10 protein-coding genes and 1 pseudogene are annotated in these 11,480 nt (G+C 70.5%); 3 read left to right on the top strand and 8 right to left on the bottom strand.

Translation table 11 applies throughout. From position 1 onward, the window contains the following. Both ACP95_RS14860 and ACP95_RS14855 read left to right on the top strand, forming a co-directional pair. The coding region (locus ACP95_RS14860) for a DoxX family protein (RefSeq protein ID WP_049981948.1) at positions 1-966 on the top strand (966 nt) is incomplete at its 5' end. A 39-nt stretch (positions 967-1,005) separates the two neighbouring features. Further along, positions 1,006-2,463 (top strand): RtcB family protein, encoded by a 1,458-nt coding sequence (locus tag ACP95_RS14855; RefSeq protein ID WP_049981947.1) that lies wholly within the window; start codon positions 1,006-1,008, stop codon positions 2,461-2,463. Positions 2,464-2,510: 47 nt separating this feature from the next. Here ACP95_RS14855 and gdhB read toward each other — a convergent pair whose 3' ends face one another. The 3 genes and pseudogenes from gdhB to ACP95_RS14845 form a co-directional block, all read right to left on the bottom strand. Beyond that, positions 2,511-3,806, bottom strand: a complete 1,296-nt coding sequence (gdhB, locus tag ACP95_RS14850; RefSeq protein ID WP_049981946.1) for a glutamate dehydrogenase GdhB — start codon at positions 3,804-3,806, stop codon at positions 2,511-2,513. Between the two features lie 2 nt (positions 3,807-3,808). Continuing rightward, a complete protein-coding gene (locus tag ACP95_RS15850) occupies positions 3,809-3,952 on the bottom strand; it encodes a rubrerythrin-like domain-containing protein (RefSeq protein ID WP_143076985.1) in 144 nt (47 codons plus the stop codon). A 164-nt stretch (positions 3,953-4,116) separates the two neighbouring features. After that, a pseudogene (locus tag ACP95_RS14845) lies at positions 4,117-6,985 on the bottom strand (bacterio-opsin activator domain-containing protein). Positions 6,986-7,182: 197 nt separating this feature from the next. On the opposite strand from ACP95_RS14845, the gene ACP95_RS14840 reads away from it, so the two are divergent. Then, positions 7,183-7,380, top strand: a complete 198-nt coding sequence (locus tag ACP95_RS14840; RefSeq protein WP_049981945.1) for a hypothetical protein — start codon at positions 7,183-7,185, stop codon at positions 7,378-7,380. Positions 7,381-7,393: 13 nt separating this feature from the next. Here ACP95_RS14840 and ACP95_RS14835 read toward each other — a convergent pair whose 3' ends face one another. The 5 genes from ACP95_RS14835 to ACP95_RS14815 all read right to left on the bottom strand — a co-directional run. Next, complete coding sequence (locus tag ACP95_RS14835; protein WP_049981944.1) at positions 7,394-7,792, bottom strand: hypothetical protein; 399 nt, start codon at positions 7,790-7,792, stop codon at positions 7,394-7,396. Positions 7,793-7,856: 64 nt separating this feature from the next. Then, a complete protein-coding gene (locus ACP95_RS14830; RefSeq protein WP_049981943.1) occupies positions 7,857-8,327 on the bottom strand; it encodes a universal stress protein in 471 nt (156 codons plus the stop codon). Positions 8,328-8,330: 3 nt separating this feature from the next. Continuing rightward, a complete protein-coding gene (locus ACP95_RS14825) occupies positions 8,331-9,980 on the bottom strand; it encodes a VC_2705 family sodium/solute symporter (RefSeq protein WP_049981942.1) in 1,650 nt (549 codons plus the stop codon). After that, positions 9,977-10,495: a DUF4212 domain-containing protein gene (locus ACP95_RS14820; protein ID WP_049981941.1), complete on the bottom strand. Its 519-nt coding sequence runs from the start codon at positions 10,493-10,495 to the stop codon at positions 9,977-9,979. Before ACP95_RS14820 ends, ACP95_RS14825 begins: the two co-directional genes overlap by 4 nt. 56 nt (positions 10,496-10,551) lie before the next feature. Next, positions 10,552-11,480, bottom strand: a 929-nt coding sequence (locus tag ACP95_RS14815; protein ID WP_154018557.1) for an AMP-binding enzyme, incomplete at its 5' end; no start/stop codon positions are given.

Here is an 11,480-nt window from a genome sequence, read left to right as displayed (position 1 = left end):
TCGCGCTCGCGCTGCTCGGGGCGGGGCGTCGGCGCCGTCGCGGCGGGCGCCGGCTGGCTCCGGCTCCGGCCGTTCCGGGCCGACCTCGCCGTGCTCCGGACCACGCTCCGGAGCTACGACGACCTGCTGCCGTGGCTCGCCCGGCTCGCGATCGGGCTCCCGATGGTCGGCGCGGGGTTCACCGGCTACCTCTTCTCGCCGGCGGCGACCGCCGGCCTGCTCGGGGTTCCGGGGCCGCTGATCCGGCTGTACGGGATCGGCGTCGGCTTCCTGCTCGTGTTCGGCTTCGCGACCCGGATCGCGGCGCTGGCGGGGCTCGTCGGCTACCTCGTCGGGCTGGCGCTCAGCCCCGCGCTGTTACTGGCACTGGAGTACCTCCCGGGCTTTCTCGCGATCCTGCTGCTCGGAGGTGGCCGCCCCAGCGCCGACCACGTGTTCTCGCGGCTCTCGACCGCCGAGGGGACCGTCTACCAGCGGTTCGACCCGGTTCGGGAGACGCTCGCGCCGATCGGCGAGCGGCTCGCGGCCCGGACGGCGCTCGTCCCGGTGATCGTCCGCGTCGGGCTGGGGGCGTCGTTCGTCTACCTCGGGGTCGTCCAGAAGCTGTTCATGCCCGGCCAGGCGCTGGCCGTCGTCGCGAAGTACGACCTGACCGCGGTCGTCCCCGTCTCGCCGGAGCTGTGGGTCGTCGGCGCCGGGCTCACCGAGATGGCGCTCGGGGTCGCGCTCGCGCTGGGGCTGTTCACCCGCGCCGGCTGCGGCGTGGCGATCCTGATGTTCACCACGACGCTGTTCGGGCTGCCGGACGACCCCGTGATGGCCCACGTCTCGCTGTTCGGGCTGGTGTCGGTGCTGGTGATCACCGGCGGCGGCGCCTACTCGATCGACCGCCTGCTCGCCGACCGGTTCGGCAGCGGGGCCGCCGCCGAGGACCGCGGCGTCGAGCCGACGCCGACGGCCGACTGACACGGAACGGTCTTTCCGTTCCGGGCCCCACGTACGGGTATGACCACGAGGGAGTTCGACGACGTGACGCTCGAACGCGTCCGGGAGCACGTCTGGGAGATCGCCCGTGAGGGCGGGATGGAGGTGCCCGCCCGGGTGCTCGCGAGCGAGGCGCTGCTCGAGGAGATCGGCGAGGACGACAGCCTCCAGCAGCTCAAAAACGCCGCCCACCTCCCCGGGATGACGAAGTACGCGCTCGCCATGCCCGACGCCCACCAGGGGTACGGGTTCCCCGTCGGCGGCGTCGGCGCCATCGACGCCGAGGACGGCTGTATCTCGCCGGGCGCGGTGGGGTTCGACATCAACTGCGGCGTCCGGATGCTCCGCACGCCGCTCACGTACGACGACGTGCGCGGCCGCGAGGAGGAGCTCGTCGACGCGCTGTTCGACGCCGTCCCCTCCGGGCTCGGCGGCGGCGGCGTCGTCGAGGGGAGCCGCGACGCCGTCGAGGGCGCGCTCGAACGCGGCGTCGAGTGGGCCGTCGAGCAGGGGTACGCGACCGACGCCGACCTGAAACACTGCGAGGACGAGGGGCGCCGCCCCGACGCGAAGCCCGAGTACGTCTCGAAGAAGGCGAAGGACCGCGGGATGAACCAGATGGGGAGTCTCGGCTCGGGCAACCACTTCCTCGAGGTCCAGCGCGTCACCGACACGTTCGACGACGACGTGGCCGACGCCTACGGGCTCCGCGAGGGCGAGATCGTCGTCCTGATCCACTGCGGGAGCCGCGGGCTGGGCCACCAGATCTGCTCGAACTACGTCCGGAAGATCGAGCAGGAGCACGGCGACCTGCTCGACCGGCTGCCGGACAAGGATCTCGCGGCCGCGCCCGCCGGCTCCCAGCTGGCCGAGGAGTACTACGGCGCGATGTGCGCGGCAGTGAACTTCGCGTGGGTGAACCGCCAGCTGATCACCCACCGTACCCGGGAGACGCTCGCCGACGTGTTCGACGCCGTCGACGGCGACGACGTGGAGCTGCTGTACGACGTGGCCCACAACATCGCCAAACGGGAGAGCCACGACGTCGACGGCGAGGACCGGGAGCTGTTCGTCCACCGGAAGGGCGCGACGCGGGCGTTCCCCGCCGGGCGCGAGGAGGTGCCGGCGGCCTACCGCGACGTGGGCCAGCCCGTGATCATCCCGGGCTCGATGGGCGCCGGGAGCTACGTGCTGAAAGGCGGCGACCGCTCGCTGGAGGAGACGTTCGGCTCGACCGCCCACGGCGCGGGGCGGCTGATGTCTCGCACGCAGGCCAAACAGGAGTTCTGGGGCGGCGACGTGCAGGACGACCTCGCCGAACAGGAGCACATCTACGTGAAGGCGAACTCCGGCGCGACGATCGCCGAGGAGGCCCCCGGCGTGTACAAGGACGTCGACGAGGTCGTCCGGGTCAGCGACGAACTCGGTATCGGCGACAAGGTGGCGCGGACGTTCCCCGTCTGCAACATCAAGGGGTGAGGTTCGGGAGCGTCAGCGGGGAGCGATAGGCGGCGCCGTCGCCGCGATCAGGGCCACAGCCCGCGGGCGTCGTGGGCCTCGGCGACGCGGGAGAGCGCGACGATGTAGGCGGCGTCGCGCCAGGTCACGTCGCGCTCCTCGAGCTCCTCGCGCACGTCGTGCCACGCCGCGAGCATCTCGGTCTCGAGTTCGTCATTCACCCGTTCGAGCGACCACGCGCGGCGGTTGATGTCCTGGAGCCACTCGAAGTAGCTCACGGTGACGCCGCCGGCGTTGGCGAGGATGTCCGGGATCACCGGGATGTCGCGCTCGGCGAAGATCTCGCTTGCCGCCGACGTGGTGGGGCCGTTCGCGCCCTCCACGATGAGGTCGGCCTGGACGGCGTCGGCGTTGTCGGCGGTCAGCACGTTGCCGACTGCCGCGGGGATCAGCACGTCCACGTCGAGTTCGAGCAGCTCGTCGTTGGAGACGGTCTCGGGGGCGTCGTGGGTCATCACCGCCTCCGGCTCCTCGTGGTGGGTCGGGATCGAGTGGGTGTCGAGCCCGTTCGTGTCGTAGATGCCGCCGTTCACGTCGCTGAGCGCGACGACGTTGGCGCCCCACTCGTCCAGCAGGCGCGCGGCGTTGGCGCCGACGCTGCCGTACCCCTGGATCGCGACCGAGGTCTCCCGGATATCCTTCTCGTAGTAGTCGATCGCCTCGCGGGCGATGATGGCGACGCTGCGGCCGGGTGCGCTGTCCCGGCCCTTGCTGCCGCCGACGACCGGCGGCTTCCCGGTGACGACGCCGGGGATCGTCTCCCCCTCCTGCATCGAGTAGGCGTCCATCAGCCACGCCATCGTCTGCGGGTCGGTGCCCATGTCGGGCGCGGGGATGTCGACCGTCGGCCCGATCACGTCGCGCAGCTCCTCGGTGAACCGCCGGGTCAGCTGCTCCTTCTCGCGGTCGCTCAGCTCCTTCGGGTTGACGGAGATCCCGCCCTTCGCGCCGCCGAAGGGGAGGTCCATCACCGCACACTTCCAGGTCATCCACATGCCGAGGCCGACACACTCGTCGCGCGTGACCTCGGGGTGGAAGCGTAGCCCGCCCTTGTGCGGGCCGCGGACGCTGTCGTGCTGGGCGCGGTACCCCGTGAACACGTCGACGCTCCCGTCGTCGCGCTCGATCGGGACCGTCACCTCGTGGACGCTCTTGGGGTGTTCGAGCCGCTCGACGATGTTGGGGTCGATGTCGAGGTGGTCGGCGGCGTGTCGGAGCTGGCGGCGCGCGGTCTGCAGCGCGGACTCCTGCTCGGCCGGCTCCTCGGTGGACTGCTCGGTCTCTGTAGTGGATGTAGATGCCATAGTTACTCGATCGGCGTGCGTCGGTTCCGCATCGAACCGGCGCAGTCCGGACACTGGCCGGGATTGTCCTCGGCGACGATCACGTTGCCGCACTGGAAACACTCGTACGGCGTCTCCTCGTTCGGGTTCTGGTCGACGTCTCTCATGGTTTCGAGCCCCACCGCGGGTACTCGCCTCCCCCTACCCGAGTCACGGGGGAGTATTCCCTCGTTGACTACCGAACCGCTCCGAGCGGGGTGGGTTGAACAGTCAACAGTGGTTGGCGCTCACACGATCGCGCAGAAACCGCCGGAGCGCGCCGCTACCGGTCTCAATCGGCGTGTGCGGTCGCGACCGGCGCGTGGTCGTCGACCAGCGCGGCGAACAGCTTGCGCTGGACGGTCCGGACGTGCTGGTAGAACGCCTGCGGCGAGATCCCCAGCGAGTCGGCCACCTCCTCGCCGGTGACGCCGCGGGGCGTCTCGAAGAAGCCGCTGTAGTACGCCGTCTCCAGCACCTCCAGCTGGCGGTCGGTGAGCCGCTCGAGCACCGAGGCGTAGAACCCGTGTTCGGAGGCCTGCTCCCTGGTCTGTTTGGCGGTGAGCTCCACCTCGCCGAAGCGCTCCCGAAGGAACCCAGTGACGTGTCTGGTGTCGACGCTGCCGGGCACGTCGATTGTGAGCGTCGCGCCCGACTCCGTCGCCGACGCGGTCCGAAGGATCGCGCCGTGGTCGGCGAGTTCGGTCGCGAGAAACGGTTTCGAGAGCTGGAGCCGGACCACGCCGCCGGCCTCCCCGCCGCGGATCCGCTGGACGTCGTCGACCACCACGACGCCCCGCCGCGGCGTCGACGACGTCGTCGACGGGCGCGTCCTCGACGGTGACGAACACGTAGTTGCCGCTGGCGGTCTGCTGGACACCGCCCTCGTAGCTGAGGCTGCAGTCGGCGGCGCCGGCCAGCTGCGTGAGCACGAACGAGCGGTCGGCCACCGCGTAGTCGACGCGGGTCATCGACGTGGTGAGCAGCGCGCGCTTGCGCTCGCTGGCGCTGATCGCCGAGGCGATCGTCTCCCCGAGCTCGCCCAGCACCGGCCGCACCGGCTCGTCGAACGCGTCGGGCGTCTCGGCGTACACCGTCAGCACGCCGTAGGAGAGGTCGTTGTACACGAGCGGGATGCTCAGTACCGAGAGGAAGTCCCGGGAGATGGCGTCCTTCCGCCACGGCGCCGCCCGGAGGTCGGCGGCGACGTTCGAGACGAGCGTCGGCTCGCCCGTCGCGGCGGCCCGCCCCGCCGGCTCGACGCCGTCGGCGGCGACCGGGAACGACTGGCTGTCGATGTACCCCTGCTCGGCGCCGGCCCACGTCTCCGGGGTGACGGTGTCGGTCGCGGCGTCGACGGTGCCGATCCACGCGAACCGGAAGCGGTCCTCGGCGGTGAGCCGCTCGCAGACGGTGTGGTCGATCTCCGTCCGGGTCTCCGAGCGGACGAGCGCGCCGTCGATCTCGCGGATCGTCTCGTTGATGCGGTTGAGCGTGGTGAGCTGCTCGTTGCGCCGCTGGAGCTCGCGGTCCTGCTCGCGGAGCTGGGACTCCCGGCTGACGCGGTCGAGCGCGGCCTCGGCGGTCGCGGCCAGCAGGTCCGCCAGCTCCCGGGTCACGTCGTCGAACACGCCCACTTCGGTCGAGCCGGCGACGAACACGCCGTGGTTGCCCAGCGGGATGTACGCCGCGCTCCGGATGTCCGTCGCGGGGTTCTGCAGCCGGTCGTCGGCGTGCACGTCGTCGAAAAAGAGCGCCTCGTTCTCGACGAAGCTGTGGCTCGTCAGGTCGCGGCCGTCGGCGTGGACGGTCGGCAGGGGCCCGTGGGCCTCACGCATCCCCGGCGACTGGGCTGCGGGCTGGAGGTGGTTGTCGTCCGCGTCGAACAGGTAGACGGCGCCGGCGTCGAGATCGAGCACCGAGGCCGTGTCGTCGACGACGTGCTGGGCGATCTCCTGGTGGGTCTCGGCGTAGAGGAACTCCCGGGCGGTCTCCTGGAGCGCCGCCAGCGCCTGCTCGCGCTGCTTGCGCTTGGTGATGTCGCGACAGCTGTACAGCAGCGAGCCGTCCTGGATCGACACCTCGCGGACGTTGACGAGAAGCGTGTGCTCCCGGCCGGCCTTGTCGGTCGCGGTGACCTCGATGTTCTTCAGCACCCCCGACTCGGCGAGCTCCTCGCGGTCGAACAGGTCGTCGCCGAGCAGTTCGTCGATCGTGCCAAGCTCGCGGATCTCGTCGGCGGTGTAGCCGAAGATGAAGTGGACGTTGGGGCAGACGTACGTGTACTCGCCGTCCTCGTCGGTCATGAGGACGGTGTCGGTCATGTTGTTGAGCGTGACGCGGTGGAGCTCCTCGGACTGCCGGAGCTCGCGTTCGAGCTCGACGCGGTCGCCGATGTCCACCCCGTCGACGACGATCGAGACGAGCCGCCCGCGCCCGTCCGTCACGGGGCGGACCGAGAGCTCGAGCACGCGGTCGCCCGCGACGCCCTCGCGGGTGACGACCGCCTGGCAGAACTCGCCGCCGGTGGCGGTCTCGATCAGCCGTCGGACGTCGGCCGCGGCGGTGTCGTCGTCCGGCCACCACGGCAGCTCCCAGAACGGCCGCCCGACCAGCGCGTCGGTGTCCGCGTCGACCATCCCCCGGGCGACCTCGTTCACCCGCGTGAGCGTCCCGTCGGGGTCGAGCACCCACGTCGCGGTCCGGGCGTCGTCGAACGTGGCGTCGAACTGCCGGGCACGGTCGCGCTGGGTCCGCTTCCGCTGGGCGGCCCGGACCGCCTCGTCGGTCCGCCGGAGCGTCTCCGCGACCGCCGCCTCGCGGTCGTCGACGACGACGTAGTCGGTCACCCCCGCCTCGATCGCCTCGCTGGCGAGCGACTCGGAGCCCGCGGCGGTCCCGAGCACGACCGGGAGCGTCGCCGTCGCCTCGCGGATCTCGCGGACGAGCACGACCCCGGTCGCGTCGCCGAGGTCCTGAGCGGTGAGGACGGCGTCGACGGCCCCGTCGCGAACGAGCTCCAGTGCGGCGGCCGCCGTGTCGACGGCGTCGACGGCGCCGGCAGTCCGGCCTCGGAGCGCCTCGGCGACCGCGGCTGTCCAGTCGGTGTCGCCGACGACGGCGACGCGCGAGTCGTCGAGAACGGTGTCGGGTGAGAGCATGTGAGAGCGTTCGACGCCGCCGGTGGTCGATCGGCCGCGCCGGTGTGTCTCCGAACGTAGCCGCCCGACGGTGAAAACGGCGTTGTTTAACTATCAACCGGCAATCCCGGCCGAACTTTCCTGACCAAGTGGGGTTTGTCAGCACGTCACGCGGTTCGACCGCGGCGCTTTACCCCCGGCCGGGCGGTAGCCGACGTATGCTCGACAGCCGACGCGACCGGTTCGTCGTCCTCGCGCTCGCGATCGTCACGGTCGCGTACCCGCTGGCGCTGCTGTTCACGCCGCCGGACCCGTACACGCAGCTCGTCGTCGCCGGCGGCGTGGTGGCGTTCGCGCTCACGGCGGCGAACGTGCTCAGTCACCCGACGGTGTCCGAACGGCTGGGAGAGGAGTGAGCCGCGGGGCGGCTCAGTCGCCGTGGGGACCCGCGGGACCGCCCGGGCTGTCGGGGCCGCGCGGGCCCCCGACGCCGACGCCGATGGTGACGCGGTCGCCCTCGGGCTCCGGCTCGACCTCGACGCCGTCCTCGAACCGGACGAACGAGAGGTAGAACGGCTCGCCACAGCCCGCGTCCGGCGCGTCGGCGCCTTCGGGCAGGTCGTCGCCCGAGAGCAGCAGCTCCTCGTCGCCGCAGACGATCCGGACACCGTCGACGCCCGCCGCGTCCTCGAACGGCTCGTCGGGGTCGACGTAGCGCCACCCCTCGAGGGGGTAGGGGGTGACGGTTTTGTCCGCGAGGTAGCCCTCGCGCTGGAGTTCGTGGACCGCGCCACAGCGCGGGCAGTAGTAGGTGACGGGGTAGCTCATACCGGCTGTAGGTGGCCGAGCGATACGTGGGTTTCGGCGCCGGAGCGGCGAGGGGGAGACGGAGTTAGCCGTCCTCGGACTCCCCCCGCGCGTCGACGACGAACACCGGCACCTTCGTCTTCCGGAGCACCTGTTCGGCGACGCTGCCCAGCAGCGCGCGGGAGATCCCCGAGCGCCCGTGGCTCCCCATCACCACGAGGTCGGCGTCGAGCTCGTCGATGGCGCTGCGGATCGCGCGCGCCGGCTGGCCGGCCCGGACGTGCTCCTCGGCGGGCACGCCCGCGGCCGTGGCGGCGTCGGCGACGTAGCCCGTCGCCTCGTCGGCGGCCTGTTTCACCTCCGGCATGTCGTCGAGGTGGCCCTGCCGGATGCGGTCGACCTGCTCGGTGCCCAGCGAGTAGTTCACGGCGTCCACGTCGATGACGTACAGCGCGTGGACGGTGGCGTCGTACTTCGCGGCGAGGTCGACCGCGCGGTCGACGGCGGCCTCGGCGGTGTCGCTTCCGTCGGTCGGAACGAGGATGTTGTCGTACATGGATCAGTCGTCCGCGGGGGTCTCGCCCCCGTCGGTCGCGACGTCTTCGGCGCTCTCCTGGCGGGACATCGGCTCCGGGCTGTGACACTGCCGGACCATGCGCTTGGTGTCCTCCGGCGGCTCCTCGGTGAGCCGGGAGACGGCGATGGTGATCGCGAACACCAGCGGCGTCCCCACGAGGGCGGCGCCGATGGCCGGGAACACCTCCCTGTACAGGTCACTGAACGGCAGGATCAGGTCGTTCACGACCGCGCCGACCCAGATCAGCAGGCCGACGCTCATCCCCGCGAGCGCGCCCTCGCGGTTGGTGTTCTCCCACCAGAGCCCGAGGAAGAACATCGGGAACAGCACGATCGCCGCCAGCGAGAACGCCAGCGCGACCAGCTCGCCGACCAGCGCGGGCGGGTCGAGCGCGGTGAGCGTGACGATCGCCCCGAGGGCGACGATGGTGCCCCGGCCGACCAGCACCTGCTCGCGCTGGGTCGCGTCGGGGTTGATGATGTTGGTGTAGATGTCGTGGGAGACCGCCGAGGAGGCGGTGATGAACAGCCCCGCGGTCGTCGCGATGGCGGCGGCGATCCCGCCGGCGGCGACGAGGCCGACGAACCACGTCGGGAGGTTCGACAGCTGGGCGGCCAGCACGACGATCAGGTCGCCCTCGCCGCCGGACATCCCGCCCTCGGCGGCGTACGTCGGGCCGTACTGCGAGGCGTCGTACAGGTCGACGCCGAAGGCGGCCAGCGCGGGCGCGCCCCAGTACAGCAGCATGATGAAGAACAGCCCCCAGACGGTGGAGTGGCGGGCGGTCTTCTCGTTCTCGACGGTGTAGAACCGCACGAGCACGTGCGGCAGCCCGCAGGTCCCGAACACCAGCGAGAACGCGGTCGCGACCCAGAGGAAGAACGAGGAGTTGGCGAACGGTTCGGAGAACTCGCTGTTGAGGTCGTTGATCAGCGCCCCGTACTCGATCTGGGGCAGAACGGTGGAGTAGCCGCCGGTGAAGCCGACGACGTACACCGCCGCGAGGAACGCGACGATGAGGATGACGTACTGGACGGCCATGTTCTTCGTCGCGCCCATCATCCCCGAGAGGCTGAGGTACGCGACGGTGATCGCCATCATGATCACCACCATCGTCACGTAGTCGGTGCCGAACACGTAGAGGCCGACGAGCCCCATCCCGCGAGCCTGTCCGACGGAGTAGACGAAGCCGATCAGGATGGTCGTCAGCGCGCCCAGCGCGCGGGCGGTGTCGGAGTTGAAGCGGTCGCCGACGAAGTCGGGCGCGGTGTACTTCCCGAACCGCCGCATCTGCGCGGCGAGGAAGATGAGCAGCACGAAGTAGCCCGCCGTCCAGCCGATGATGAACGCGAGCCCGTAGAACCCCGCGAGGGCGACGAGCCCGGCGAGCCCGAGGAACGATGCGGCGGACATCCAGTTCGCGCCGATCGCCATCCCGTTCTCGACGTTGCCGATCGAGCGGCCGGCGACCCACATCCCCTCGGTGTCGGCGACCTTGAACAGGTAGCCGACGACGAGGAACAGCGCCAGCATCGCGATCACCAGCACCGCCGGGATCGGCTTGAACGAGATGTCCAGCGCCTCGGGCAGCAGCTCGCTCGACTGGAGCGCCGCGGTCGCGAGCCCGGTCATACGTCCTCACCCCCGTCGGCGGCGACGCTCTCGTCGGGTTCGGAGCCGCCGGAGCCGGCGTCGACGGTGTCGGAGTGGTCGATGCCGTACTTCTCGTCGAGCTTGTCCCGCCGCCGCGAGTAGACGAACGCCAGCACCAGCGAACTCGTCGGCGCGAGGAACGCGACCGTGAAGTAGTGCGCCGGGAACTGGAGCAGCGGGATCTCCTGGGTCATCAGCTCCGGCGCGAGATACGTCGCCGTCACCGGCCCCCAGGTGAGGATCGTCCACGCGATGAAGCCGGCCCAGACCTGCTTCAGGTGGTCCCGCATGAACGGCGTGTTGGGGCTCAGGATGTTGATCTCGGTCTCGAGGTAGTCCACCTCCGCCTCGCGTTCGGCGACGCCGCCGTCGGTCCCGTCGGACGGCGGCGATTGTCGGCCGCCGTCGGTTCTGGCGGATGCCGGCGACGATCCGCCGTCGGCGGCGAGGTCGTCCTCGCTATCGTCCGGTTCGTGTGAGTTATTGTGTGTCATAGGTCGTGTGTTGGTCGGTCGTGGTCAGTTGGTGTTCGAAAAACGCTACCTCGGGGTTACTGCTGCACGCTGACCCGGATCTCCTCGACGATCTCGGGGTTACGGAGCGTCGACGTGTCGCCGAGTTCCTCGCCGTTAGCGATGTCCTCGAGCAGGCGACGCATGATCTTGCCCGAGCGCGTCTTCGGGAGTTCGGGCGTGAAGATCACCTGCTCGGGCCGGGCGATCGGACCGATCGCGTCCTCGACGCCGGCGACGATCGCCTCCCGGAGCGCCTCGTCCTCGTCGTAGCCGTCCTCGGTGATGACGTAGGCGTAGACGGCCTCGCCCTTCATCTCGTGATCGCCGCCGACGACCGCGGCCTCGGCGACGCCTTCGACGCCGACGATGGCGGACTCGATCTCCATCGTGCCGAGCCTGTGCCCGGAGACGTTGAGCACGTCGTCGACGCGGCCGAGCACCGTGATGTAGCCGTCCTCGTCGATCTTCGCCCCGTCCTCCGGGAAGTACGTCCAGTCGCGCCAGTCGTCGGAGTCCGTGTCGGAGTACTCGCGCCAGTACTCGTCGACGAACCGCTCGTCGTTCTGGTACAGCGTGCGCAGCATCCCCGGCCAGGGCTTCTGGATCGTCAGATACCCGGCGCGGCCGGCCTCCACCTCCTCGCCGGTCGTGTCGAGGATCTCGGCGTCGACGCCCGGCAGCGCCGGCCCCGCGGAGCCGGGCTTCATGTCCTTGACTCCCGGCAGCGTCGTGACCATCATCCCGCCCGTCTCGGTCTGCCACCAGGTGTCGACGACCGGGCAACTCTCGTCGCCGATGTGCTTGTAGTACCACTTCCAGGCCCGCGGGTTGATCGGTTCGCCCACGGTCCCGAGGAGCCGGAGGCTCGACAGATCGTGCGCGTCGGGGTACTCCGTCCCCCACTTCATGAACGCCCGGATCGCCGTCGGCGCGGTGTAGAGCTGCGTCGCCTCGTACTCCTCCG

Origin of the sequence: Halolamina rubra, from assembly GCF_000739555.1 — an archaeon.
GTDB classification, from domain to species: Archaea; Halobacteriota; Halobacteria; order Halobacteriales; family Haloferacaceae; genus Halolamina; species Halolamina rubra.
This window is presented reverse-complemented; position numbering and strand designations above follow the sequence as displayed.